Origin of the sequence: Acinetobacter sp. P1(2025) (assembly GCF_051390655.1) — a bacterium.
Classification (GTDB): Bacteria; Pseudomonadota; Gammaproteobacteria; order Pseudomonadales; family Moraxellaceae; genus Acinetobacter; species Acinetobacter junii.
Map to the genome: position 1 here is coordinate 1 of NZ_JBPKBJ010000047.1, position 26,539 is coordinate 26,539.

19 protein-coding genes and 1 pseudogene are annotated in these 26,539 nt (G+C 38.7%); 14 read left to right on the top strand and 6 right to left on the bottom strand.

The window, feature by feature from the left end:
* Nucleotides 1-112 precede the first annotated feature (112 nt).
* Nucleotides 113-715 (top strand): annotated as a pseudogene (locus ACSC97_RS12280) (Crp/Fnr family transcriptional regulator); the annotation flags it as partial.
* Nucleotides 716-859: 144 nt separating this feature from the next.
* Here the strand turns inward: ACSC97_RS12280 and ACSC97_RS12285 are convergent.
* Nucleotides 860-1,321 carry a hypothetical protein gene (locus ACSC97_RS12285; protein ID WP_004911833.1) on the bottom strand — a complete coding sequence of 154 codons (462 nt, stop codon included), beginning with the start codon at nucleotides 1,319-1,321 and terminating at the stop codon, nucleotides 860-862.
* Between the two features lie 268 nt (nucleotides 1,322-1,589).
* Between ACSC97_RS12285 and purT the strand changes: the two genes are divergently transcribed.
* Genes purT through dapC form a run of 3 tightly spaced genes read left to right on the top strand, consistent with a single transcriptional unit; the run spans nucleotide 1,590 to nucleotide 6,693 of the window.
* Complete coding sequence (purT, locus tag ACSC97_RS12290) at nucleotides 1,590-2,807, top strand: formate-dependent phosphoribosylglycinamide formyltransferase (protein ID WP_436661230.1); 1,218 nt, start codon at nucleotides 1,590-1,592, stop codon at nucleotides 2,805-2,807.
* 24 nt (nucleotides 2,808-2,831) lie between these two features.
* Nucleotides 2,832-5,498 (top strand): [protein-PII] uridylyltransferase, encoded by a 2,667-nt coding sequence (glnD, locus tag ACSC97_RS12295; protein ID WP_004954822.1) that lies wholly within the window; start codon nucleotides 2,832-2,834, stop codon nucleotides 5,496-5,498.
* Between the two features lie 25 nt (nucleotides 5,499-5,523).
* Nucleotides 5,524-6,693, top strand: a complete 1,170-nt coding sequence (dapC, locus tag ACSC97_RS12300) for a succinyldiaminopimelate transaminase (RefSeq protein WP_436661212.1) — start codon at nucleotides 5,524-5,526, stop codon at nucleotides 6,691-6,693.
* 55 nt (nucleotides 6,694-6,748) lie between these two features.
* On the opposite strand, the gene ACSC97_RS12305 is transcribed toward dapC, so the two are convergent.
* On the bottom strand, nucleotides 6,749-7,366 hold the full coding sequence (locus tag ACSC97_RS12305) for a LysE family translocator (protein WP_004954827.1): 618 nt from the start codon (nucleotides 7,364-7,366) through the stop codon (nucleotides 6,749-6,751).
* Nucleotides 7,367-7,521: 155 nt separating this feature from the next.
* On the opposite strand from ACSC97_RS12305, the gene ACSC97_RS12310 reads away from it, so the two are divergent.
* The 3 genes from ACSC97_RS12310 to ACSC97_RS12320 all read left to right on the top strand — a co-directional run bounded on the left by ACSC97_RS12310 (nucleotide 7,522) and on the right by ACSC97_RS12320 (nucleotide 12,461).
* The gene (locus ACSC97_RS12310; protein WP_004954830.1) at nucleotides 7,522-7,974 is read left to right on the top strand and encodes an Lrp/AsnC family transcriptional regulator; all 453 of its coding nucleotides are present in this window, start codon (nucleotides 7,522-7,524) and stop codon (nucleotides 7,972-7,974) included.
* A 145-nt stretch (nucleotides 7,975-8,119) separates the two neighbouring features.
* Entirely contained in the window at nucleotides 8,120-9,310 is a 1,191-nt protein-coding gene (locus ACSC97_RS12315) for an efflux RND transporter periplasmic adaptor subunit (protein WP_436661215.1), read from the top strand.
* A 1-nt stretch (nucleotide 9,311) separates the two neighbouring features.
* Nucleotides 9,312-12,461, top strand: a complete 3,150-nt coding sequence (locus ACSC97_RS12320) for an efflux RND transporter permease subunit (protein ID WP_436661217.1) — start codon at nucleotides 9,312-9,314, stop codon at nucleotides 12,459-12,461.
* A gap of 56 nt (nucleotides 12,462-12,517) precedes the next feature.
* Here ACSC97_RS12320 and ACSC97_RS12325 read toward each other — a convergent pair whose 3' ends face one another.
* On the bottom strand, nucleotides 12,518-13,006 hold the full coding sequence (locus ACSC97_RS12325; RefSeq protein WP_004954840.1) for a glutathione peroxidase: 489 nt from the start codon (nucleotides 13,004-13,006) through the stop codon (nucleotides 12,518-12,520).
* Complete coding sequence (msrB, locus tag ACSC97_RS12330; protein ID WP_004911848.1) at nucleotides 13,003-13,422, bottom strand: peptide-methionine (R)-S-oxide reductase MsrB; 420 nt, start codon at nucleotides 13,420-13,422, stop codon at nucleotides 13,003-13,005. Before msrB ends, ACSC97_RS12325 begins: the two co-directional genes overlap by 4 nt.
* Before the next feature lie 240 nt (nucleotides 13,423-13,662).
* Between msrB and ACSC97_RS12335 the strand changes: the two genes are divergently transcribed.
* Complete coding sequence (locus ACSC97_RS12335) at nucleotides 13,663-15,093, top strand: pyridoxal phosphate-dependent aminotransferase (RefSeq protein WP_004954843.1); 1,431 nt, start codon at nucleotides 13,663-13,665, stop codon at nucleotides 15,091-15,093.
* Between the two features lie 40 nt (nucleotides 15,094-15,133).
* Here ACSC97_RS12335 and ACSC97_RS12340 read toward each other — a convergent pair whose 3' ends face one another.
* A complete protein-coding gene (locus tag ACSC97_RS12340) occupies nucleotides 15,134-16,036 on the bottom strand; it encodes an SEL1-like repeat protein (RefSeq protein WP_436661220.1) in 903 nt (300 codons plus the stop codon).
* 553 nt (nucleotides 16,037-16,589) lie between these two features.
* Between ACSC97_RS12340 and ACSC97_RS12345 the strand changes: the two genes are divergently transcribed.
* The 6 genes from ACSC97_RS12345 to ACSC97_RS12370 all read left to right on the top strand — a co-directional run bounded on the left by ACSC97_RS12345 (nucleotide 16,590) and on the right by ACSC97_RS12370 (nucleotide 26,207).
* Complete coding sequence (locus ACSC97_RS12345; protein ID WP_004954847.1) at nucleotides 16,590-17,657, top strand: asparaginase; 1,068 nt, start codon at nucleotides 16,590-16,592, stop codon at nucleotides 17,655-17,657.
* A 169-nt stretch (nucleotides 17,658-17,826) separates the two neighbouring features.
* Nucleotides 17,827-21,390: a DNA polymerase III subunit alpha gene (dnaE, locus tag ACSC97_RS12350; protein WP_436661223.1), complete on the top strand. Its 3,564-nt coding sequence runs from the start codon at nucleotides 17,827-17,829 to the stop codon at nucleotides 21,388-21,390.
* A 14-nt stretch (nucleotides 21,391-21,404) separates the two neighbouring features.
* Nucleotides 21,405-22,250 (top strand): RNA methyltransferase, encoded by an 846-nt coding sequence (locus ACSC97_RS12355; RefSeq protein WP_243482795.1) that lies wholly within the window; start codon nucleotides 21,405-21,407, stop codon nucleotides 22,248-22,250.
* The gene (gene cysE / locus ACSC97_RS12360; protein WP_099948810.1) at nucleotides 22,243-23,055 is read left to right on the top strand and encodes a serine O-acetyltransferase; all 813 of its coding nucleotides are present in this window, start codon (nucleotides 22,243-22,245) and stop codon (nucleotides 23,053-23,055) included. The genes ACSC97_RS12355 and cysE overlap by 8 nt, the downstream gene beginning before the upstream one ends.
* A gap of 113 nt (nucleotides 23,056-23,168) precedes the next feature.
* Nucleotides 23,169-24,068: an ABUW_2363 family tetratricopeptide repeat lipoprotein gene (locus ACSC97_RS12365; RefSeq protein ID WP_004911875.1), complete on the top strand. Its 900-nt coding sequence runs from the start codon at nucleotides 23,169-23,171 to the stop codon at nucleotides 24,066-24,068.
* Between the two features lie 120 nt (nucleotides 24,069-24,188).
* Nucleotides 24,189-26,207, top strand: coding sequence for a lipase family alpha/beta hydrolase (locus ACSC97_RS12370; RefSeq protein ID WP_436661226.1), 2,019 nt, complete (start codon nucleotides 24,189-24,191; stop codon nucleotides 26,205-26,207).
* Between the two features lie 47 nt (nucleotides 26,208-26,254).
* Here ACSC97_RS12370 and ACSC97_RS12375 read toward each other — a convergent pair.
* Nucleotides 26,255-26,539, bottom strand: a 285-nt coding sequence (locus ACSC97_RS12375) for an FAD-dependent oxidoreductase (RefSeq protein ID WP_436661228.1), incomplete at its 5' end; no start/stop codon positions are given.

The following is a 26,539-nucleotide window of genomic DNA, read 5'->3' on the forward strand; positions in this document are numbered from 1 at the left end:
TTGGCAGAAGAAATTATTTAGACCAATCATCAAAGACTTCATTGATGACTTTATTCTCGATAAAAACCATCTGCTACCACAGAGAATCTATAAATGATAGTGCGTAAGTCCTATAATTGAAAAAAATGCCGCTGTGTTTAATGCTCAAGATCAATTTGATGGTGTGTATGGTGTTCTCGATGGCTCAATTAGTTTGGGTTACATAGACGTTAACGGTAATGAAGCAATTGCTGCTATCGCTGAACCAATCATGTGGTTTGGCGAGATTTCTCTCATAGACAAACAACCACGCTCTCATGATGCTATTGCATTGAAAAAAAGTGTTGTGCTTCAAATCCCAGCTCAACCTCTGAACGAGTTTTTATCTAAAAATCCCTATTATTGGTATTTCTTTGCCCTACTGACCAGTCAAAAACTTCGCTATGTTTTTTTAGAGCAAATTGCAATTCAGACGCAAACGATCAGTCAGCGTCTTGCTCAACGCTTATTATTTATATTAGAAGGTTACGGTAACCGTTCATCCATTCAAGATCTAAATATTCAAATCTCACAAGATCAACTTGCCAATATGCTGACAGTCTCTAGGCAAACTGTAAATCAAGAATTGAATGCTTTCGAAAAACAAGGAATCATTCAATTAGGCTTTAAAAAAATCATCGTTATAAATTTAGATGGGTTGAGACATTTAGCTGCGGTGAATAATCTGAATCATTAAAAAATAAATTCTTTGTTTGATATCCATGATTTATTTTTCTAATAATTAGCAATCTAAGAACCTGAAAATAAAAAATTAAAAAAATAGAAGCTAAATAAAACCTAAAGCGAAAATCGTATTCTCGCTTTAGGCGCAAATTTAAATTTACTTCGGTGAAGTATTACCTAATGCTGGATTGTCAATTGCATCCTTACACTGGGCTTTATCGCGCTCATAATCTGATTGCTTCTGACCTGAGTTATTTGCATTGTCTTTAACATCTCTAGCCCAACTATCTAGGCTTGTGAGCGCTTTACGACATAAAGCATATTTCCCTTCCGTCACAGAATCAGTCATTTTGACATTAATACGCCAATCTGTACTCAACTGACGGATAGGCTTTCTCACCTTCTCTTCGATATCAGTAACTTGCTTGTTATATACAAGTACATCTATCTCATTAATTAACTTCCAAGCAGCATTTGCATATGTTGTAGCGTCATTCGTTAATTTTGGAGCTGGTTTGATTTCAACCTTTTTCTCGCTTTCACTGTTTGAGTTACCACATGCAGCTAAAAAAGGACAAATCATCAGTGCTGCTAAAAGATGAACTCTTGCATTTAACATATCAATTCGCCGATGAAAAATTTGGTCTTTATGCTAGTCAATTTAGTCATAATTCTCAACGGCTGTTGACACATTATCATGCAGCTATGACATTAATCGTTTTAGACACAATAAAATCATTTAATTTATATAAATAGTTGTCTTTCCATCTTGGATAAAGAAACTTAAAGCCATTATTTGTCTAACAAAAACCTAGTATTTTTGTTCCTAGCGAGCTTAATTCAACAAAAAGTTCTGCTATGCTTAAACACAAATTACTCAGGATAGGATTATGCGCATGAGCGTCACTCTTGGAACTCCACTTCAATCTTCTGCATTTAAGGTTTTACTGTTAGGTTCTGGAGAGCTAGGTAAAGAAGTTGTTATATCTTTACAACGTTTAGGTGTCGAAGTTCATGCTGCTGATCGTTACGACGATGCACCTGCTATGCAAGTTGCTCATTATTCATATACTTTGAATATGGCTGATCCTACCGAATTAAAACAACTGATTGAAACAATCAAACCTAACCTAATCGTCCCAGAAATTGAAGCAATTGCGACTGAAGTTCTCGTCGAAATCGAACAGTCTCAAACGGCAACGGTGATCCCATCAGCAAAAGCTGTAAACCTTACGATGAATCGTGAAGGTATTCGCCGTTTAGCTGCTGAAGAACTTGGTTTACCAACTTCTGCATATCGTTTCGCGAGTACTTTGGAAAGCTTCCGTGCTGCATGCGATGATATTGGTTATCCAAACTTTGTAAAACCTGTTATGTCATCATCTGGCAAAGGTCAATCTCGAGTAAAAAACTTTGAGGAAGTTGATGCAGCTTGGGATTATGCAATGCAAGGTGGTCGAGTTAATCAAGGCACTGTGATCATTGAGTCACAAATTGATTTTGATTTCGAAATTACCCTACTTACAGTTCGTGCGAAAAACCCTCAAACTGGTGAGATTGAAACACATTACTGTGATCCAATTGGGCATCGCCAAGATGCTGGTGATTACGTAGAAAGCTGGCAACCTCAAGCAATGACTGCTGCAGCTTTACAAGAAGCAAAACGAATTGCTAATAAAGTTACGACTGCTTTGGGTGGTTGTGGTATTTTCGGTGTAGAGTTATTTATTAAAGGCGATAAAGTTTGGTTCAGTGAGGTATCACCTCGTCCTCATGATACTGGATTAGTTACCCTCGCTTCTCAGTTCCAAAGTGAATTTGAACTTCATGCACGTGCGATTCTAGGATTACCAGTCAATACTGAACGCCATAGTATTGCTGCTAGTGCAGTGATTTATGCGGGTGTTGATGCAAAAAATCTTAGCTTTTCTGGCTTGAATTTTGCTTTAGCAAACCCGAACACTGACTTGCGTTTGTTTGGTAAGCCTGAAGGTTTCAAACGCCGCCGTATGGGTGTTGCTACGGCACGTGCTGAAAATACAGACTTGGCTCGTGAACTGGCAAAACAAGCCGCAGATCAAGTGAATGTTCAAACCAACGTTTAACCTAAATTGAGTAGACCCATTTTCATGATCAATACATCTCCATTGCTGAACTATGTCACTAGTCATCATGATATTAAAGCTATTAACCAATGGCGAACCGATGTAGAAAAGCAATTACAAGAGAGTTATGAAAATGGGCAATCTATTCGTGAAGTTATTAAAGCTCGATCAAACTCTATTGATGAAGCATTGATTTTTTTATGGAATCATGCAGGTTTAGATCAAACGAATTTAGGGTTGTTCGCTGTAGGTGGATATGGTCGCCGCGAAATGCTGCCATATTCAGATACAGATATTATGATCTTGTCTGAGGATGAGATCAGTGAAGAACATGAAAAGCTGATTTCTTCTTTTATCTCCTCTTTGTGGGATGTTGGTAATTTTAAACCAGGTACCAGTGTACGCACGATTCAAAACTGTGTTGATCAAGCATCAAATGATTTAACAGTCGCTACTACCTTGATTGAAGCACGCTTGATCACAGGCAATGAAAATTTAGCAAAATGGCCACGTCGAATTGTTGCACAGACATGGACGGATAAAACCTTCTATGATGCGAAAATGGAAGAGCAAGCTAAGCGTTATGCTCAACACAATAATACTGAAAGCAATCTCGAACCAGATATTAAAAATGCGCCTGGCGGTATCCGTGACATCAATCAAATTGGTTGGATTGCTAAACGCCATTTTCGTGTAAATCGTATTTATGATCTTGTGCATTTAGGCTTTATTACAGAATTTGAACTTGCAGTTTTAGAAGAAGCAGAGAGCTTCTTATGGGAAATTCGTAGCCATTTACATCGTTTAGCTAAACGTGATGAAAACAGACTTTTATTCGATCATCAAAGAGAAATAGCTGCTAAATTCGGCTATGTTCGTGAAGAAGGTCAACCTGCCAATTATGGCGTTGAACAATTCATGAAACGTTACTATCGAACAGCACAGCAAGTTTCAACACTGAACGAAATGCTTTTAGCATATTTTAACGAGTCAGTGATTACCCCTCGATTACCAGACTATGAACGTCAAATCGAAGACATCAATGAACGTTTCAAAATCGTAGATGGCAAACTTGCAGTACAGCACCACAAAGTTTTCTCTGAAGAGCCAAGTGCAATATTAGAGTTATTCTATTTACTCGCCAATCGTCCTGAAATAAAAGGGATTCGTGCGCGTACATTACGACTACTTGTGCTCGCAGCTAAACGAATCGATCAACGCTTCCGCGATAATCCTGATCATCAAGCACTCTTTATGTCGATTATTCGTTCACCCGATTTATATGACACTATGGTCGCGATGAAACGTTATGGCGTATTAGGTAATTACATCCCGGCTTTCGGTCAAATTACTGGACTGATGCAATATGATCTTTTCCATATTTATACAGTCGATGCTCACACTTTATTATTGCTACGCAACCTAAGTCGTTTTAAAGAGCCTGAATTTGCGAAAGAGTTTCCTGTCGTGAGTTCAGTGTTCCAACGTATTTCACGTCACGACATTGTTTATCTTGCTGCAATCTTCCATGATATTGCCAAGGGTCGTGGCGGTGATCACAGTGAACTCGGTGCTTTGGATGCCATTGAATTCTGTCGCACACACGGATTTACTGAACGTGAATGTAAACTCGTTGCATGGTTAATCAATAATCACTTACTGATGTCACTCACTGCTCAGAAAAAAGATATTTCTGACCCTGATGAAGTGAAAGAATTCGCTGAAAAAGTTGGTGATATGGAGCATCTTGATTATCTATACACGCTTACGGTTGCAGATATCAATGCGACAAATCCAAAACTGTGGAATACATGGCGCGCTTCATTAATGCGCCAGTTGTATACCTATGCACGTGATGTGATTCGTTCAGGTCTAGGTCGACCAGTTGATTATCAAATGCTGATTGAAGATACCAAGTTCGCTGCAAGTGAATTGTTAGTGAATGATTTTTCACTCGCTGAAGTAGAAAAGGTTTGGCAAGAACTTGGTGATGAATACTTTGTAAAAGAATCTGCAAATGAAATCGCTTGGCATACTCAAGCCATATTACAGCACGGCGATAACCCTGCTCCGTTGGTATTGTTACGTGCTCACCGCAATGCTGCACAAGATGCAGTACAAATTTTTATTTATACCCGTGATCAACCAAACCTATTTGCCACAACCGTAGCCGTACTAGATCGTATGAACCTTGATGTTCAAGATGCCCGAATTATTACGGCAAGTACTGCTTTTAGTTTAGATACATATTTAGTCTTAGATCGTTTTGGCACCTTACTGACAGACCCAGAACGGGAACGAAAAGTGAAATTGGCATTGGTTGAAGCACTCAGCCATCCTGACCAATACCCTGGTATCATGCAACGCCGTATACCAAGACATTTGCGTCATTTCGATGTTCAGAACACTGTCGATATCGCACTAAACCCTGCTTTACAACAGCATATGGTTGAAATATCGACACTTGACCAACCTGGTTTACTTGCACGTATTGGCGCTCTCTTCATGTTACAAGGTTTAGATATCCACTCAGCGAGGATTGCTACTCTAGGTGAACGTGCTGAAGATATTTTCTTTGTGACCAAAAAAAATGGTGTGTTGTTAACTGACGAAGAGGTCAAACTCTTTGCTGAGACACTAAAAGCGGCTCTTGATGAAGCATCAAACCAAATTTGTAATCCACCCTCTTAATTTTTATTGTTCGGTAACTGTTTAAATGAACTCTAGCTTGTCTTTATTGCATCCGTATCCTTTTGAAAAGTTAAATCAACTTTTTAAAAATGTGCAACCAGCCAATTTACCTTTGATTCCATTGTCAATTGGTGAACCGAAACATCCTGCACCTGAGTTCGTTAAGCAAGCAATTATTGATAACTTTGCACATTTATCAACCTATCCAAACAGTAAGGGCTTACCTGAGCTGCGCCAAAGTATTGCACAATGGCTTACAAATCGCTTTTCACTGAATCAAATCAGTGCAGAAGAACATATTTTGCCTGTTTCTGGCACACGTGAAGGAATCTTTTCTTTTGTACAAGCTTTAATTAAAAGAGAAGATGCACCTTATATTGTGATGCCAAACCCTTTTTATCAGATTTATGAAGGTGCTGCGTTACTTGCTGGTGCAAAACCATATTTCATTAACTGTACAGAAGAAAATGGTTATTTAGGCGATTTTGATGCTGTACCTGCAGAAGTTTGGGAAAAAACAGCTTTGTTATTTGTATGCACACCAGGAAATCCAACTGGAACCGTACTCTCAAAAGAACAATTTAAGAAGCTAATCGCACTGTCTGATCAATATGGTTTTGTTATTGCTTCTGATGAATGTTATTCAGAACTTTGGTTTGAACAAGCACCAATTGGCCTTTTAGAAGTCTGTGCTGAAATTGGACGTGATGACTATAAGAATTGCATCGTATTTCATTCACTTTCAAAACGTTCAAACCTTCCAGGTATGCGTTCTGGTTTCGTTGCAGGCGACGCAGCATTATTAAAACCTTATTTACAGTATCGTACCTATCATGGCGCAGCAATGCCTGTTCAACATCAGCTTGCATCTATTTCAGCGTGGAATGATGAAGCACATGTGGAAGAAAACCGCCAACAATATCGTGCGAAATTTGAATTATTCCAAAGCGAACTTGGTCATTTATTACCACTACAAAAGCCAGATGCTGGATTCTACTATTGGTTAAAAGTTGACAATGATGAAACTTTTGCTCAAATGCTTATGGAAAAAGCACATATCAAAGTTCTTCCAGGTCGCTATTTATCTCGTGATACTGAACAAGGTAATCCAGGCGAAGGTCACGTGCGCATGGCTCTAGTTGCTGATCTTGCTCAATGTGAAGAAGTTGTTAAACGCTTAAAAGCAATTCTTTAAATACAATGAGTTCGGAATCTGTAAGTGATTTCTATTACAGATTCCGAAATAAAACTTAAACCTGACCAATAATTAGAATTGTGGCTATCAAAACCATCAACGTACCTGAAATTCGACTGACCACCCTTACCGCATGGGGTCTGGTACTTAATAGTTTCTTTGCTGCCAATCCAACCAATACATAAACAATCGCGCAACTAATTAGATGAATAATGCCTAAAGAAAGGATCTGAGCTGTAGCTGAAAACTGCAAGTTTGGGTGAATAAATGGCGGCAATAGTGCAAAAAAGAGCAATAAAACTTTTGGATTTAACCCACTAATTCCCACACCTTTAACGAACCAAGACTTTGCTGAATCAAACGCAGATGTCTGTTGTTCAGTACTTGAGATGGTAGCTGGTCGAATCAACAAGCTTATTCCCATCCACAATAAATAACATGCACCAACAATCGTTAAAGATGTCAATAAAATTGGATAATGACTAACTAAAGTGCCCACGCCAGCTGCAACACACAAAATCGCTAAAAAATGCCCCAGTACAAGTCCAGAAACAGCTGTAACAATAAACTTCCCTTTTATTCCCGCCAATATTGCATACGCCCAGTCAGCACCAGGTGTTAAAACAAACAAGATTGAAACACACCAAAAGGCAATAATTACATTTAAATCCATATCCATAACTCTATTTATTTCAATACACTACGATTGAAATGAATTTTTATTTCAACCATGTTTTGAAAAATCTATTGGAGAGAATATGCTTAAATGGTTAAAATGTTTTCCTAATTAATTTCTTTTATTTCTATTTATTCAGGAGATTCTTCTAAATGGATCGCACAGATAAGAGAATTCTTGCTGAATTACAAAAAAATGGGCGACTATCTATCACAGAACTCGCTGAAAAAGTAGGTCTAAGCTTGTCTCCTTGCCACCGTAGAGTGAAAGCTCTGGAAGAATCAGGTGTAATCAAAGGCTATCATGCGGATTTGGAAGCATCTCAAATTGGATTTAATTTCTCAGCTATCATTTTTGTGACACTTAAAGATGGAGATAAAGGCGCACTATCTCAATTTGAAGAAAAAGTCAGTGAAATAGCCAACGTTATTCAAGCACAACGTCTGTTTGGTAATCCTGATTATCTTCTCCATGTGGTTGCCAAAGATCTAGCTAGTTTTCAGAAACTCTATGATGATAGTTTATCGGCATTACCAAATGTGCAACGACTCACATCAACAATTGTGATGAAAAATGTGGTGATCAACCGCTTATTACCTCTTTAAATATTCATAATATGTAGCCGCTTTCCATTCATTTGTCTCCCGACATATAGTGCATTTAAAAGCTATTCATCTATCTATTAACTATTGACCATCTGTTGAAATGTTCGTCTATACTTAGGCATCAAAATTTGGTGACTATGGAAAGATGGCTCCTCAAACTTCACAAAATACAAAGAAAAAGGTTTGGTTCATTGCTGCAATCATTATTGTACTTATGACTGTTGCATTTTTTATGTGGAAAACGAGTTCAAGTAAAAACTCAGATACAGATGATAAGCAAAAAAATGCTCAAACAAACACTCAAAAAGCTGCACTGACCGTAACAGTAGTTTCACCAGAACAACAAAACTGGAAACAAGTGTTTACTGCGAATGGAAATATTGCAGCTTGGCAAGAAGTTGTAATTAGCAGTGAGCTATCTGGACAGCGATTAACACGTGTGAATGTAAATGTCGGTGATGAAGTAAAACGTGGTCAGATTTTAGCTGAAATCAATAGTGAAACTATTCGTGCTGATTTAGCGGCAGCAAAAGCAAGCTATGCAGAAGCTCAAGCTGTCTTGGCTGATGCAATTACCAATAATAAGCGCATTCAGCAGCTAAAAAATACTGGTGCTATTTCAGCTCAAGAATCAACACAATATCAAACATCACAAGCAACAGCTCAAGCACGTTTAGATGCAGCAAAAGCACAAATTGAAAGCAATCAACTGCGCTTAGCCCAAACACAAGTCGTTTCTCCTGACAACGGTGTCATTTCTGCTAGAACTGCAACCGTTGGCTCTTTAGCACAAACAGGTCAAGAATTATTCCGCTTGATTAGAGATCATCGCTTGGAGTGGAGAGCTGAAGTTACAACAACAGATTTATACAAACTTCAACAAGGTATGACTGCTCACGTTATTTCACCTGATCCTTCACAACCCAAAGTGATAGGTCAAGTTAGAATGATTGCACCAGTAATTGATCCTCAAACACGTTATGGTTTGGTATATGTTGATTTGCCAACAACTCAAGCAATTCGTATGGGAATGTTTGTAAAGGGAGAGTTTGATCTAGGTGAAAAAACAGCGATCACCATTCCTCAGACCGCTCTACTGCTACGTGATGGATTTTCCTATGTTTTTGTACTTGATCAAAACAACCGTGTAACACAGAAAAAAGTAACAACAGGACGTCGACAAAATGATCGAGTTGAAATCTTAGACCTCCCGTTAAATGTAAAAGTGGTTTCTTCTGGTACAGGTTTCTTGACTGATGGTGATTTAGTGAATGTTGCGCAAGCAATTCCTGAAACACCACTTACTCAAAAACTAGTGAAATCGCAGGAGAAATAAAATGAATTTCTCAGCGTGGTCAATCCGAAATCCAATTCCAGGAATTCTTTTATTCATCATGCTTGGATTGGCAGGTCTGTTGTGTTTTCACTGGATGAAAATACAACAATTTCCCGATATTGAATTACCGATGGTGACTGTTTCCGCCGCATTACCAGGTGCAGCTCCACCACAGTTAGAAACAGAAGTTGCTCGAAAAATTGAAAACTCAATTGCAACGCTACAAGGTCTAAGAAATCAGTACACAAACATTCAAGATGGTGTTGTGACTGTCACCGCAGAATTTCAGCTAGAAAAGCCACTACAAGAAGCTGTTGATGACGTGCGTAATGCTGTTTCACAAGTACGTTCAGACCTACCTGCTGATTTAAGAGACCCGATTGTTAGTAAAATTAATCTATCTGGTTCACCTATCCTCACCTATACCATCCAATCCCCTAAAATGGATGAAGAAGCTCTTTCGTGGTTCGTGGATTACGATATTGCTCGTGCTATGTTACAGGTTAAAGGTGTGGGTGCTGTTGCACGTGTTGGTGGTGTCACCCGCCAAGTTGAAGTCGAACTCGATCCTGAAAAATTACTGGCACTCAATGCGACTGCAACGGATATCACTCGCCAGCTTCGTTTAGTTCAACAAGATGCTTCAGGTGGACAAACCAAGATTGGTGGCAGTGAACAATCCATTCGTACGATTGCAACTGTAAAAACAGCTGCTGAAATTGGTGCCATGGATATTGCTTTAAGTGATGGTCGACATATCAGACTTGATCAAGTGGCTACAATTCGAGATGGAATAGCGGAACGACGTTCTGCAGCATTACTGAATGGACAACCAGTAATCGGTTTTGAGATCACACGAAGCAAAGGTGCAAGTGAAGTTGATGTTGAAAAAGGCGTTATTGAGGCATTAGATAAGCTCAAGACATCTCACCCAGATATCAAAATCACAGAAGCCTTTAACTTCGTTAAGCCTGTTGCTGACAACTATAAAGGTTCGATGTCACTACTTTATGAAGGTGCAATTCTTGCAATTTTAGTGGTTTGGCTGTTTCTGCGTGATTGGCGAGCTACGATTATTGCAGCAACCGCTTTACCACTCTCTATTTTGCCTGCCTTAATCGGCATGTACTATTTTGGATTTACCTTAAATACCGTAACACTACTCGCTATGTCACTCGTCGTGGGTATTTTGGTGGATGATGCAATTGTTGAAATTGAAAATATCATTCGGCATCTACGGATGGGGAAAACACCTTATGAAGCTGCTATGGAAGCAGCCGATGAGATTGGACTAGCTGTTATTGCAACCACATTTACATTGATTGCTGTATTCCTTCCCACCGCATTCATGAGCGGCATCGCAGGAAAATTCTTTGTTCAATTTGGATGGACAGCAGCGCTAGCGATATTTGCCTCGCTTTTAGTCGCTCGATTATTAACACCAATGATGTCAGCTTATATTCTGAAGCCTTGGATTGGCAAAGTTGAGAACACAGCAGAAAACTCAGATGCAGATAGATTAAATGATCAAGGGACATCCAAGCTTGCACGTGACCGAGAAAAAGATGGTCGTGTTATGCGTGGTTATATGCGTCTAGTCACGTGGTGTCTACATCACCGTTGGGTTACGCTTGGTGGTGCTATTCTGTTTTTCATCGGCTCAATTATGCTGATTCCGCTTCTACCTACAGGTTTTGTTCCACCACCTGACACAGGACAAACTCAAGTAAGATTAGAACTCACTCCAGGCTCACAATTCGCAGACACCTTAAAAACTGCCGAATACGCACGAAATCTTATTAAAGATCATCAAGAAATCAAAAGCATCTATACAACCATCGGTGGTGGTGCAGCTGGTTCAGATCCTTTTTCTGGTGGTGCATCCAGTGAACCTCGAAAAGCAACTCTAACAATCCAAACTTCAGAGCGCTCAGATCGTAGTTTAAGTCTGCAAGAAATCGAGAGTGAAATACGTCAGCGACTCGCTCCTTTACCTGGTGCTCGTATTCAAGTCGGTATCGCAGGGAACAATAGCCAATATCAACTCGCCTTATCAGGTGATGACCCTGAAGCTCTTATTTCAACAGCACGTAAGCTGGAACGTGAATTACGCACAATTCCAAACATCGGCAGTATTACTTCAAGTGCAGCACTCATTCGTCCAGAGTTGGTTATTCGCCCAGATTTTGCTAAAGCAGCTGATCTTGGGGTTACAACTTTTGATATCGCAGAAACACTGAGAATTGCCACTGCAGGTGATTTCGACCAAAATCTTGCAAAATTAAATTTATCGCAACGGCAAGTTCCTGTCGTGATCAAACTTCCGCTTTCTGCACGTCAAGATCAGGAATTGATTAAACGCTTAATGATTAAAGGAAGTCATGGTCCAGTGATGTTAGGCACAATTGCTGATGTCAATATTGAAAGCGGTCCATCACAAATCGATCGTTTCAATCGCCTGCGTAATATTAATTTTAATATTGAGTTGAATAACCAACCGCTTGGTGATGTAGCAGCAAAAGTTGATCAATTACCAACGATGAAAAACTTACCACCTACTGTGAAACGTACCAATATTGGTGATGCTGAGGTGATGCAGGAACTTTTCTCAAGCTTTGGATTGGCAATGCTCACAGGGGTACTATGTATCTATGTCGTTTTAGTGCTCTTATTCAAAGACTTCTTACAACCTATTACCATTTTGGTCGCATTACCATTGTCTTTGGGCGGTGCATTTGTATTGTTGCTTTTGGCAAAAAGCAGCTTTTCAATGCCAAGTTTGATTGGACTAATTATGCTGATGGGGATTGCAAGTAAGAACTCTATTCTCTTAGTCGATTACGCGATCATCGCAAGAAAAGAGAAAGATTATTCACGATTTAATGCTTTGCTTGATGCCTGTCATAAACGTGCGCGCCCGATTATTATGACAACCCTTGCTATGGGTGCAGGTATGCTACCTATCGCTTTGGGTATCGGAACAGATCCAAGCTTCCGTGCACCAATGGCAATTTCAGTAATTGGTGGTTTAATCACTAGCACTTTCTTATCTTTATTGGTTATTCCAGTGGTGTATACCTTTATTGATGATATTAATCGCAAGCTGCATAGCTTTAGAAAAGCTAAAGATCAGGCTGTTGAACAGCTTTGATCTGTATGTGAAAAAGACGGTCTTATGACCGTCTTTTTTTAATACTTATATTATTGTTACTTTTTCGCTAAAGCTTTCTCTATATCAGCTTCTAAAGCTTCAGGTTTAGTGGTTGGTGCATATCGCCCCAAAACTTCACCATTACGACCAACCAAGAATTTTGTGAAGTTCCATTTGATATTTTGACTACCCAAAATACCTTTTGCCTCACGTGTCAAAAATCTAAAAATAACGTGTGCTTCCGGCCCTTTCACATCAACCTTTGCAAACATTGGAAAAGTTACACCATAGTTCCTTTGACAAAAATTCCCAATTTCCTTATTTGTCCCTGGATCTTGCCCTCCAAATTGATTGCAAGGAAACCCTAAAATTTCTAATCCTTGAGATTTATATTTTTCGTAAAGCTTCTCGAGTCCTGCAAATTGTGGAGTGAAACCGCATTTACTTGCGGTGTTCACAATCAGCATGACCTTGCCTTTATAATCAGCGAGCGCCTTTGTTTCTCCCTCTAACAATTCAGCTTCAAACTGATAAATGTTACTCATGGATACGTTTCCTCGTCATTCTTTTCTTCTGTTTTAAGTTGTAATGATGCCGAATTCACGCAATAACGCAGTCCTGTCGGCTGTGGACCATCCTCAAACACATGGCCCAAATGTGCATCGCAATCATGGCAGACAATTTCTGTTCTGACCATACCATGTGATATGTCTTCGTGCTCTTCTATTGCACTATTATCAATCGGTCGATAGAAACTTGGCCATCCCGAACCACTGTCGTATTTCGTTTCTGAAGAAAACAACTCAGCACCACAGCAACGACATACATAAATGCCATGTTGTTTGCTATTCCAATATTGACCTGTAAATGCGGGTTCTGTGCCTTTTTTACGAGTGATACGATATTCTTCTGGTGACAACTCTCTTTGCCATTCTCGATCTGTTTTATTCACTTTTCCCATAGCCAGCACCTATTATTTTGTTGTAAAAAATATCTTGATGATCATGCTTTATATTTACGCCATTCAAAAAAAAAACTCTAGTCTTTCAATGTGTAATTTATCGTAATTTAAGCACTTATATTAAAATAGCAAATAGTAAGCAAAATATTTTTACACAAGTAAGCAATTTTCATTTAAAACACCTTTCAAGTAAGCAGTCATAGTGGTATTCTTGTTCAGCGCGGTTGTATTGGACAAAAAATGTCACAGAAAAAAAGTGTGGTTTTTAAAAATCTATTACCAACCATCAGACAGTATCAACAATCTGGTTTTACGCATGAAAAAATTGTTGAATTACTGAGAGATCAACATGATCTTGATCTGGTTACAGTTGAAACATTTAAAAGTTATCTATATCGATATGCAAAAGTGAATCCCGCTATGCCTAAAAATACTGCTACACCCCACTCAGCTCAAACGCCTCGACAAATTAAAAAGTCTTCAAAGCTTGAGCATGTATGCTATGACATTCGTGGACCAGTATTACGCGCCGCCAATGAAATGGAGGAGCAAGGGCATAAAATTATTAAGCTAAATATTGGCAACCCTGCACCATTTGGTTTTGAAGCGCCACAAGAAATTATTAATGACGTAGCATTAAACCTACCGAATGCAATTGGATATACAGACTCAAAGGGGATTTTCCCTGCTCGTAAAGCCATTTGTCAGTACTATCAGCAAAAAGGCGTCTTTGACATGCATGTCAATGATGTCTATGTAGGTAATGGTGTTTCAGAATTAATCGTAATGGCAATGCAAGGTTTGCTAGATGATGGCGATGAAATGCTTGTTCCAATGCCAGACTATCCTTTATGGACAGCTGCGGTAAATCTGTCAGGCGGCACAGCGATCCACTATAAGTGTGATGAAGAAAATTATTGGTATCCAGATCTCGCAGATATGGAAAGCAAAATTACCCCAAATACTCGTGGTATTGTTGTAATTAATCCGAACAACCCAACTGGTTCTGTTTACCCTAGACACGTTTTAGAGCAGATCGTTGCTTTAGCGAAGAAATACGATCTCATTTTATTTGCAGATGAAATCTACGACAAAATCGTTTATGACGGAATTGAACACGTTGCTCTAGCAGCATTAGCTGGTGATCAATTGTGTATTTCATTTAATGGTTTGTCTAAAGCGTACCGAATCGCAGGTTATCGTGCTGGGTGGATGGCGATTACAGGTGACAAAGCACGAGCTGCTGATTATATCGAAGGTTTAGATATGCTAGCGTCAATGCGCTTGTGCTCAAACCATCAAGCTCAGTATGCGATTCAAACAGCATTAGGCGGCTATCAATCAATTAATGACTTGATTCGTCCTGGTGGTCGTTTATATGAACAACGCAATATTGCATGGGAAATGTTAAATGAAATTCCAGGTGTAAGTTGTGTGAAACCTGATGGGGCGATGTATTGTTTCCCTAAACTTGATCCTGAGATTTATCCAGTTGAAGATGATGAAAAGCTCATGCTTGATTTACTGAAAGCTGAAAAGGTACTTTTAGTACAAGGCACAGGATTTAACTGGCCAACCCCAGACCACTTCCGTGTTGTATTTTTACCAGCTGAAAATGAATTACGTGAAGCAATCAATCGTTTAAGCCGTTTCTTGGCAAAAATGCGCTAAGCTTCTAAAAAAATCCCCCTATCTAAAGGGGGATTTTTTATCAGTATTCTGAACTTTGAGTTTCATCCCACTGAGCTTCGTATTCTTTTGATTTTTTTAGATCTTGTTTCAGACCAAAACCACCTTTTTCATAGATACGAGCTAAATCCAACAAACACTCATTCTCACCCTGATCAACTGCAAGCTCGTAATATTCAGCCGCTTTTTTATAGTTTTTTGCGACACCTTTACCCTCTTCATATATATAAGCAATATTTGATGAACCCAAACCATTATCTGCCTCAGAAGCAAGGGTAAATAATCTTAGTGCTTCTTTATAATCCTGCTTAATACCACCCTTACCTTCCAGATAGAAAATCCCAAGATTATTGATCGCAGTTGGCTCATCTTGTTTTACCGCTAGCTGATAATAATGGAGAGCCTTTTTGAAATCCTGAGTGACTCCATCACTTCCATCATTATATAAGTGACCTAATTCAGCCTGAGCTAAATCTAATCCTCCATCAGCAGATTTAGTCATCCACTCCAAGCCTTTTTTACTATTCACCCCAACTCCTTCATCTCCATACAAATAGAGAAAACCAAGGTAGTATTGAGCATACAGTTGCCCCTTTTGTGCAGCTTGAGTGTACCACTTCAATGCAGTTGGATTATCTTCTTCTGTTCCCTCACCATAGTCGTACATGTAACCGACCGAAAAAAGTGCATCTGCATTTCCTTTCGCAGCTGACTTTTTGAACCACTCTAAAGCCTTACCAAAATCTTGATCAACATCATTTCCGTAGTAATAAGCATCACCTAAATTATTTTGTGCTTCAGCATTACCTAATTTTGCCTGCTCTACGAGTTCTTGGCTAAACGGAACATCTTCGGCATAAACAGTACTCGAAATAGTGACACTGCTACTCAATAGTATTGAAAGAACAATATTCTTTAATTTCATTATAAATTTCTCATGGATAAATTTTTTATTGGTCTCTATTTTAACGTCAAAAACATCCAAGTAAACTTAAATTTAAATTTACCAATTAGATGAAATAAACCCATCTTTTAAAAGCTCACTATAACCGTAGCACTTTGAGGTGAATGATTCAGAACAAGTTTTTTCACCACCCAATATCACATGAAAAATAAAATAATGGGAAATGGATAAATGTGTTAAAAAATATCAATGTTTGCTTTTTGCCATAGCACAAGTATTGAAAATTATGGTTCTTACAATACGACTAAAGCATAAAGACCTCATATGAAAAATAAAAAAATTACCATTTGGTCATAAATAACATATGAAATTCATGATTTTCCCACCTTAAAATAGCAATTAAATATTATAAATTTAAAACCCAACTTCTCATTGCTTCGACATAAATTAGATGTACTCGAAAAAAATATAATGCCAATGATTTTGATCTATAAAAATTTGAATAATATTCCAGTGTCATGTCGTGTATAGACATAGCACATCTATGGAAAATTAAAATACAGGATTGTGATTAATGATTACTAAAACGGTTAAATCATTTGGATTAGCTTTAACACTGATTGCTTCATCAGTTGCGTTACATGCGAAAAACAATGTCGTAGTTGTAGCAACAGGTGGAACAATTGCTGGTGCGGGTGCAAGTTCAACGAACAGTGCGACATATACCGCAGCCAAAGTTCCAGTCGATGGTTTAATTAATGCTGTTCCTCAAATCAAAGATCTGGCAAATGTAAGTGGTATTCAAGCCCTTCAAATCGCTTCTGAAAATATCACTGACAAAGAGTTACTCTCCCTTGCTCGCCAAGTCAATGATTTAGTTAAAAAACCATCTGTAAATGGCGTTGTAATTACTCACGGTTCCGATACTCTAGAAGAAACGGCATTCTTTCTAAATCTAGTTATTCACACTGAAAAACCTATCGTTCTTGTTGGTTCTATGCGTCCATCAACTGCTCTTTCAGCAGATGGTCCACTCAATCTTTATAGTGCCGTTGCAATCGCTGCATCTGAAGAAGCCAAAAATAAAGGTGTTTTCATCGTGATGAATGATTCAATTTTTGCTGCGCGTGACGCAACCAAAGGGATTAACATTCATACTAATGCATTTATAAGCCAATGGGGCGCATTAGGTACAATCGTTGAGGGCAAACCTTATTGGTTCAGAAATAGTATCAAACGTCATACTAACAACTCTGAATTTAATATTGAAAATATCAAAGGTGATCAACTTCCGTTGGTTCAAATCGCATATGGTTCAGGTTCAATGACACCAGAAGCTTATCTTGCTTATGCAAAAGCTGGAACGAAAGCGATTATTCATGCAGGAACAGGAAATGGTTCGGTAGCAAAATATCTTGTTCCGACATTGAAGCAACTACATGATGAACAAGGCATTCAAATTGTCCGTTCATCTCGCGTAGGCCAAGGTTTTGTATTACGAAATGCAGAACAACCTGATGATCAATACGGTTGGGTGGCTGGACATGATCTAAACCCACAAAAAGCTCGTATTTTGACTGCTTTAGCACTGACTAAAACTAATGATGCAAAAGAAATTCAGCGAATCTTTTGGCAATACTAATTGCTAAGCTGAAATCCAAATCGATGTTAATCAATTGATCTGATTAGCATCGTTTTTTTATTTATTCTTGGTTAGATCATTCCGAACAGCATTCTATTGCAAAAATATTAGACAACTGTCCTAAACAGAGCGTGTTAGAATATTCTTCAATCGCGTTTAGGATAGATTTATGCAGTTTGTTCATCTTGGTATTCACACAGAGTTTTCGATTACAGAATCGATAGTTCGCATACCTGATTTGGTCAAAGCTGCTGTTGCTGAAGAAATGCCAGCTTTAGCAATTACTGATCTTTCGAACCTACATGCTGCTGTTAAATTCTATGGTGCATGCTTAGGTAAAGGGATTAAGCCTATTATGGGCAGTGTTATTCGATTGAATGATGCTGAACATCGTGCAACTTTACTTTCGATGAGCAATACAGGTTGGCGAAATTTAACGGAAATAGTGTCTAGAGGATTCATCGAAGGTCAGCAACTTAGTGTTCCTTGTGTTCAAAAAGAATGGGTATTAGAACAAGCAGAAGATTTAATCATTCTATTGGGGCAACACAGTGATGTAGGCAAAATGCTCTGCTCTTCCAACCCTCAGAAAGCTGAACCTCTTCTTGAAGACTGGATTAGTAAATTTGGAAATCGTGTCTACCTTAGTTTGACGCGCACAGATCGTGTTGGGGAAGAAGATTTTATTGTTGAGGCGGTAAAACTTGCTGCTAAGTACCAAATCGGTGTAGTGGCTCATAACGATATCCACTTTATCGAACAAGACGATTTTTATGCTCATGAAGCGCGTGTTTGTATCGCTGATGGATACGTATTAGGTGATGATAAGCGTCCTAAACCGTATAGTCCTGAACAATACTTTAAAACAGCAGAACAAATGTCTGAGTTATTCTCTGACATTCCTAGTGCGATTGAAAATACTTACCAAATTGCTAAACGTTGCAACGTTGCCTTGCAGCTTGGTACCTATTTCTTGCCTGATTTCCCTATTCCTGATGGTTATACCATTGATACCTATTTCGAACATTTATCACGAGAAGGTTTAGAAGAACGTTTAAATCATCTATATCCAATTGATGAACGCGATGAAGATTGGCCTGATATTCGAAAGCCATATGATGAACGAATCAAATATGAAGTCGATATCATCCTCAAGATGGGATTCCCAGGTTACTTCCTTATCGTCATGGACTTTATCCAATGGGCAAAAAACAATGGTGTACCTGTGGGACCAGGGCGTGGTTCGGGTGCAGGTTCATTAGTTGCATATAGTTTAAAAATTACTGACCTTGATCCTTTACGGTACGACCTGTTATTTGAGCGCTTTCTAAATCCTGAACGTGTCTCAATGCCTGACTTTGATGTCGATTTCTGTATCGCAGGTCGTGACCGTGTTATTGAATATGTTGCACAAAATTACGGACGTGAAGCAGTTTCACAGATTGCAACCTTTGGAACAATGGCTGCAAAAGGTGCAATTCGTGACGTGGCACGTGTCTTAGGTAAATCTTATGGTTTAGCTGACCGTATCTCCAAAATGGTTCCAACAAAACCATTGGGTGTAGACTTAAAACAAGCCATAGAGCTTGAACCACAACTGAAAGATATCGTCACCAACCCTGCAAACCCTGATCATGATGATGCTGCTGAAATTTGGGAAATGGCGCTCAAATTAGAAGGCATTACACGTAACACAGGTAAACATGCAGGTGGTGTTGTCATCGCACCTGGAAAAATTACAGATTACTCGGCCGTTATCTGTGATCCTGATGGCACAAACCGTGTAGCTCAATATGATAAAGATGATGTTGAAGCCGCGGGTCTAGTTAAATTTGACTTCTTAGGACTGCGGAATTTAACAGTAATTGAAGATGCTGTTCAAAATATTAATAAAAGAATTCAATCAGATGTCTCACTAAATATCGCTAATGTACCATTAGATGATAAAGATGCTTATCTCGTATTTGCTGAGGCAAATACGACTGCGGTTTTCCAGTTTGAATCCGTCGGCATGAAAAAGATGTTGAAGGAAGCTAGACCAAGCAAATTCGAAGAGATTATTGCTTTCGTTTCCTTGTATCGTCCTGGTCCGATGGACCTCATTCCTGACTTTATCCATCGTATGCACGGTGGAGAATTCGAATATTTGCATCCTTTGCTTGAAAGTGTCTTAGAACCTACCTATGGGATTATGGTTTATCAAGAACAAGTAATGCAGGCAGCACAGTTCTGCGCTGGCTATACGCTTGGCGGAGCCGACTTATTGCGCCGTGCAATGGGTAAGAAAAAACCTGAAGAAATGGTAAAACAACGCCAAATCTTTATTAAAGGTGCGGCAGAAAAAGATATTGATGAAGCAACAGCGAACCATATCTTCGATTACATGGAAAAATTCGCGGGTTACGGTTTTAACAAATCACATGCGGCCGCTTATGCTTTAGTTGCTTACCATACTGCATGGTTAAAGGCGCATTATCCAGCTGAATTTATGGCAGCGGTAATGTCATCAGAAATGCAGAATACGGATAGTGTCGTATTCTTAATTGATGACTGTCGTAATAACAAACTCGAAGTTCTTCCCCCTTCTGTAAATATGTCCTTGTATCATTTCCATGCCATTGATGAGCGTACAATCGTCTATGGTTTAGGTGCAATTAAAGGTGTTGGTGAGCAGGCAATGCAGTCTGTGATCGATTCACGTATTAAAGATGGACCATATAAAGATTTGTTTGATTTTTGCCATCGTATTGATCTGAAAAAAATTAACAAACGTACACTCGAAGCGCTTATTCGTGCTGGTGCACTCGACTGTTTAGGAATAGAACGTTCTAGTCTTATGGTTCAACTTCCTGAAGCCGTTCAAGCTGCGGAACAAGCACGAAGCAATCGTGAGACAGGAATTATGGATTTATTTGGTGAAGTTGAAGAAGTTCAACGTAAACCAGCTAAACCTGTTAAACCATGGTCAGATGAAGTTCGTTTAAAAGGTGAAAAAGATACACTTGGACTTTACTTAACAGGACATCCAATCGATGTATATCGTTCAGAATTAAAAGCATTCATTCCTGCAAAACTGAATGAAGTTACCCCGACACGTCGTGGTGTAACCACCGTATTTGCTGGTTTGGTACTCGATGTAGCAAACTTTCCAAACCGTATCATGATCACTTTAGACGATGGTACTGCACGAATTGAGGTTAGTTGTAATCATGAACGTTTTCAAAGATATAAAGATATCGTTCGCTTAGAACAAGTCGTCGTGATCGAAGGCGAGATTTATGAGCGTGAAGGTTTTGACCGCCCAATGGCACGTTTAAGTAAAGCATTTAGTTTGAATGAAATTCGTCAAAAACGCGCTCAATCCATTCAAATACGTATGCCACACGATCTCATGACTAAATCTTTAGCAAAAGATATGCAAAACATTCTCTTACCATATTGCAATGTAGATATGTGTCAGCATATCGGTATACAGCTTCTTATCGATCAAAGTTTTGCGACAGCTGAGTTACATTTAGGTGCTCAGTGGAAAGTTGCTCCTTTAGATGAACTGCTTGGTAAATTACGTGACTACTTTGGCAAAGATGCGATATATATTGAATATCAAGTAAAATCCAAAGCAGCAAAAGTCATTGAAACACCCAAAGTAAGTGTGGTTCCGCCTCCACCTGCAAATATGTCTATAGATGATGCTTTAGATCTGTATCAAGCCGAAGTTTCTCAATATTCTTAAAAATTGGATCATTTATGAACCTGTTTGACCAAAATGACGTGTCCAAACAATTGGATCATGTTCGTATTGTTATGGTAAATACGACTCTCCCTGCCAATATCGGTAGTGCACTTCGTGCCATGAAAACGATGGGATTGTCTAAATTAGTATTGGTAGCACCTAAAACTTATCCTCATCCTGATATTGATGCTTTAGCCGCTGGCGCCCAAGATTTAATCGAAAAAATACAAATCGTTGATACTTTGGAACAAGCAATTGAAGACTGCCATCTGGTGTTTGGAACCAGTGCTCGCAGCCGTACTATTCCTTGGCCTCTGCTTGATGTTCGCCCTGCAGCTCAAGAAAGTTTAAAAGCAGCCAATTTAGATCAAAATATTGCAATCGTCTTTGGTCGCGAAGATCGTGGTCTGACTAATGAAGAGTTAGCATTAGCAAACTACCATTTAACTATTCCAGTCAATCCAAGTTATGGCGTTTTAAATGTAGCTCAAGCAATTCAAGTGATATGCTATGAATTAAGGATGGCAGCACTTGAGCTCAATCAGCAAAACACTGATCAGACTGACCCGCAAGAACATATGCAGCTAAAGCAAAATCAAAGTATGCAATGGGATGAGCCATTGGTGACACAGAAACAAATGGAAGAGTTCTATCCTCATTTAGAAAAAATGCTAACTGAAATTGAATTCTTAGATCCAAATAATCCACGTTTATTGCCTTTGCGTTTGCGTCGTTTATTTGGAAGAATACAATTAGATCGTATGGAATATCATTTATTGCGCGGTATTTTCAGTCGAGTACAAGCTTTAGCCAATGGTTCATGGAAAAAAACACAGACGGAGGATCACTCTCATGATTAAACAGCTAAAAGAAGACATTGAAGCTGTATTTGCACGTGACCCTGCTGCTCGAAATACACTTGAAGTTTTAACCACTTATCCTGGTATTCATGCATTAATTATGCATCGTGTAGCACATGAACTCTGGAAAAAAGATCACAAGGGTACAGCTCGCCTGCTCTCGTCATTTAGTCGATTTGCAACTGGGATAGAAATCCATCCAGGTGCAAAAATTGGAAAACGTTTTTTTATTGATCACGGCATGGGCGTTGTGATTGGGGAAACAGCTGAAATTGGTGATGATGTCACCCTGTACCATGGCGTTACGCTTGGTGGTACTACTTGGAATAAAGGTAAACGCCACCCAACTTTAGAAGATGGTGTTGTTGTTGGCGCTGGAGCAAAGATATTAGGACCATTTACTGTACATAAAGGGGCGAAAGTTGGTTCAAATGCTGTTGTGACCAAAGAAGTTCCGGAAGGAGTTACCGCTGTAGGTAACCCAGCACGTTATATCTTTAAAGATAAAAATCAAGTTGAGCAAGATGAAGCAAACCGTCGCGACTATGCAGAAAGCATCGGTTTCCAACCTTATGCAACAACTCAAGATCAATCAGATCCTATTTTAGAAGGCATACGCGTGTTATTAGATCGTATGCAGAAAAATGAAAAGCGTATGAATATTCTATGTCAGCGTCTATCTGAGCTTGACCCAACATTCAAACCCCAAGGTGGTAGAAATCAACCATTGAGTAAAGAAGAACTTAAGATTATTGAAGAAGTTAGAAGAGAGTGTGAAGCACAAAGCAAAACATCAACAACATAATACAATTTATAAAAAATGTAACAAGCTTTTCATTGCAAGTTGGTTTTGCTTTTCCTAGACTGGTAAAACCAACGAACTACTTCTCATTTTACTAAAATTAATGGATGTAAAGCATGAATTTTAAGCCTTTGGCATTACTTGTAATTTCAACCACATTTTTAACTGCATGTGGTATTGCGCCGACCAAAAAAGAGAAGATTGTTGAACCATTTGTGTTCAAAGAACCAGATCCGACACCACCATTCTATGCTTTAAATCCAATCAAATATGATGCACCACCAAGCTTTGAAGTTGCAATCAAAGATGCCTCTACACAACCAGTGACAAAGATGGTTGTTTCTTTGCAAAATGACCCAACAAAATCTGCAACTTTAGATATTAATAAATTGATTGTCCCAACAATTGATAGTTCTGAAAGACGGATGAAATATGCGGTTCTTGCAGGCGAAAATGAAATTGATGTAACGGAAATTGATGACTTCTTACAACTAGTTGAAGGAAAAGCACGTCATTACCCTCCTCGATTTACTGAACGCCAAGAACGCAAAGGATATGAAGTAAAGTTAAAAGAAATCACACACAAACTAGATGCTCTCGCTGAGAAACCAAATGCATCTATGGATATTTTGACCCGTGCATTTAAAGCCAGTGTAATGGCTCGCAACCTTGACTTGGGTACAGCTTACACATCTAAGTCTTTAACTTATGCTCAACGAATTTTAGCGATTAACCCTAACGATCCTGAAACCAATTTTTGGTTCGGTTTTGGATTATCAGAAGGTGGTGGACAACGTGAAGCGATTCCATACCTAGATAAAGCGATTAAAGGTGGAGTGCAAGAGGCATATCTTTCTGCTGCAAACAATTTCTTATGGCTTGAACAGAAGAAAAATGCACTTCAAACGCTCAAAAATTACAAAATTAATTATCCTGACGAAGCAGAAGTAGTTGACCGTTTGATTCAAGAAGTTGAATCAGGAAAACGTTGGAACATGTGGCAAGTTCTTAACTAAATTACTCTCTTTTTTGTAAAAATAGGCCGTTTTATACGGTCTATTTTTTTATGTTGATTGAAAATGCATCCTTTTTTCGTATTATAGCGGTAATCCTGCTCTCAATTTACTGAAACCCTAATGCGTGCATTTAATTCTTCACATCGCCTATTTGCAATAACGCTACTCAGTACAGTCGTCATGAGTGGTTGCCAAGTTGTAAGCTTAAAACAGCAAGCCATTGATGTCACAATTGCTAATGAGAGAAATAGTATCCTGACTCAAAAAAGACTCAGCGAAGCAAGTCTCAATGTTTTATCGATGTCAGGTAAAGAAGCAAAGTATTGCATGCAATCTGCTGATGAGTGCATTGCGGATTTACATAAGATTCCTCAAATCTTAGATGAACAGCTCTTATCGACTAGCAGTGAATTATTTCTAGCGAAATCCAAAGCTCTAGCGGACTCATCAGAATGCAAAATAAGTAAACTAAGCAAACACAAATCTGAGGAAGAACAAAAGAATATTCAGAAAAATTATGAGCAGTGCTTAGATCAACAATTAGAAGCTTTAGATAAAAGTATTCGCTATAGCTATGCTTATCTATTTAAAACCAGTCGCGCACCACAAGAACGACTTTTTGATAACCGCCAAGTACAAATTCGTGACTTTTACAACCAAGCATTAACTCAACTGGTCAATATTCATAGTCTAAGAAATCCATCCAAAGACCTCGCACCGACTATTAAAATTGGGAAAAGTACGTATACGATTGATATCCAAGCTTATCAACCTTTACAGAATATGAAGCTAGAAAAATTTGTCTCTAGCTATAACATGAACTTCTCAGGATTAAGAGCAATTAACCGACGCGATGGTTTTGGTTCTGATTTTGTAGCAGTATTCCCTGCTGACAATGCCAATAAGTTTGAGAATAAATATATTTTAGATCCTCTCAACTACAACTACCCTAAAGGTACAAATCCGAATATTCACAAAGCTCGTTATTTAGCTGCGACTATTATTGCTAAACCTAAACGCGCCGCTGCAACAGCAGATGAAGTGTTAAATAGCCCAGAATTTGAGATTAAAGTTTACGATCCATATAGCGTTGAAAAAGTTAATATCGCTGGAAAACCTTATTCATTGGCTGCAAATTTCTCTGCTCCATATGGTTTATGGTTGTCTGAAAATAATTTAGGCGCAGCAGCTTACTTAACTTTAATTGATCGTGATCAACACCTAACCATGCCGCATTTATATATGCTGGAACCTTACAATCCTAATAAAAAAGTAATCGTATTGGTTCATGGTTTAGCTAGTAGTCCTGAAGCATGGATTGCGGTAACAAACGATATTATGGGTGATCCTGTACTTCGTGAACATTATCAAGTCTGGCAAGTTTTTTATTCAACCAATATGCCAATCTTAGAAAGTCGTTTTCAAATATATGCTCTACTTAAACAAGCATTTGGCTCGGTGAATATGCAAGATGCTGCAGCAAAAGATGCTGTTCTCATCGGACATAGTATGGGTGGAATTATTAGTCGCCTTTTAGTGAGCAATGCTGATATATCAAAAGAAGCATTAGTGATGATGAGTAGTCGTCAGCAAACTCGTTTACGCAAGCATCCCGTAATTGGTGAGCGACTAAAAATGCAACCTATATCTAATTTTGATCGTGCGATTTTTCTTGCGGCACCGCATAAAGGTACAGATTACGCTGATCGTTGGTTTACTCTCGCAGCACGGAAAATCATTAAACTACCGACCACATTTCTCACAACACTGGCAGATACTTTAACAAGTAATGATGTTGAGCTAAAAGATTTTGTAAAAACACTTACTAATGATGTTATTCAGAATGGTCCAAGTGATCTAAGTAAAAAATCCAAATTTATGGAGTTAACGGCTGATATTCCTCCACAGAAAGGTCTACTGTTTCATTCCATCATGGGAAATATCACAAAGAGCCAAGATCCTAACATCATGACAGATGGAATAGTTCCTTATAAAAGTGCTCACCTAGATGGAGCTGTTTCTGAAAAAATTATTACAGGTGGTCATTCAATTCAAGAAACTCCCGAAGCAGTCTTGGAATTAAGACGAATTTTACGACAACATCTGGTTGAACACGGTTTATATAAACCGCAAAACTAAACAAAAAGCCCAAAGTTAACTTTGGGCTTTTTTATTACAAGTTCTAATTAATTCGTAGAACGAATCATGTAATCAAAGGCAGATAATGCTGCTTTCGCACCTTCGCCTGTTGCTATGATGATTTGCTTGTATGGTACTGTCGTACAGTCACCTGCTGCAAATACACCCTGTACACTGGTTTCATTACGATCGTTAATGACAATCTCACCACGATTGCTGAGTTCAACTGCACTGTTCTTTAGGAAATCCGTATTTGGCAATAAACCAATTTGTACAAAGATTCCCGCAAGTTCTACTGTGTGTTCTACATCAGTCGCACGATCTTTATACTT

Excerpts from the sequence above, each read along its gene's own strand:
- ACSC97_RS12355 (WP_243482795.1), top strand. The coding sequence starts at position 21,405 with ATGAACCTGTTTGACCAAAATGACGTGTCCAAACAATTGGATCATGTT.
- ACSC97_RS12365 (WP_004911875.1), top strand. The coding sequence starts at position 23,169 with ATGAATTTTAAGCCTTTGGCATTACTTGTAATTTCAACCACATTTTTA.
- msrB (WP_004911848.1), bottom strand. The coding sequence starts at position 13,422 with ATGGGAAAAGTGAATAAAACAGATCGAGAATGGCAAAGAGAGTTGTCA.
- ACSC97_RS12320 (WP_436661217.1), top strand. The coding sequence starts at position 9,312 with ATGAATTTCTCAGCGTGGTCAATCCGAAATCCAATTCCAGGAATTCTT.
- dapC (WP_436661212.1), top strand. The coding sequence starts at position 5,524 with ATGAACTCTAGCTTGTCTTTATTGCATCCGTATCCTTTTGAAAAGTTA.
- ACSC97_RS12345 (WP_004954847.1), top strand. The coding sequence starts at position 16,590 with ATGATTACTAAAACGGTTAAATCATTTGGATTAGCTTTAACACTGATT.
- ACSC97_RS12335 (WP_004954843.1), top strand. The coding sequence starts at position 13,663 with ATGTCACAGAAAAAAAGTGTGGTTTTTAAAAATCTATTACCAACCATC.
- ACSC97_RS12325 (WP_004954840.1), bottom strand. The coding sequence starts at position 13,006 with ATGAGTAACATTTATCAGTTTGAAGCTGAATTGTTAGAGGGAGAAACA.
- cysE (WP_099948810.1), top strand. The coding sequence starts at position 22,243 with ATGATTAAACAGCTAAAAGAAGACATTGAAGCTGTATTTGCACGTGAC.
- ACSC97_RS12315 (WP_436661215.1), top strand. The coding sequence starts at position 8,120 with ATGGCTCCTCAAACTTCACAAAATACAAAGAAAAAGGTTTGGTTCATT.
- glnD (WP_004954822.1), top strand. The coding sequence starts at position 2,832 with ATGATCAATACATCTCCATTGCTGAACTATGTCACTAGTCATCATGAT.
- ACSC97_RS12305 (WP_004954827.1), bottom strand. The coding sequence starts at position 7,366 with ATGGATTTAAATGTAATTATTGCCTTTTGGTGTGTTTCAATCTTGTTT.
- ACSC97_RS12285 (WP_004911833.1), bottom strand. The coding sequence starts at position 1,321 with ATGTTAAATGCAAGAGTTCATCTTTTAGCAGCACTGATGATTTGTCCT.
- ACSC97_RS12370 (WP_436661226.1), top strand. The coding sequence starts at position 24,189 with ATGCGTGCATTTAATTCTTCACATCGCCTATTTGCAATAACGCTACTC.
- dnaE (WP_436661223.1), top strand. The coding sequence starts at position 17,827 with ATGCAGTTTGTTCATCTTGGTATTCACACAGAGTTTTCGATTACAGAA.
- ACSC97_RS12310 (WP_004954830.1), top strand. The coding sequence starts at position 7,522 with ATGGATCGCACAGATAAGAGAATTCTTGCTGAATTACAAAAAAATGGG.
- ACSC97_RS12340 (WP_436661220.1), bottom strand. The coding sequence starts at position 16,036 with ATGAAATTAAAGAATATTGTTCTTTCAATACTATTGAGTAGCAGTGTC.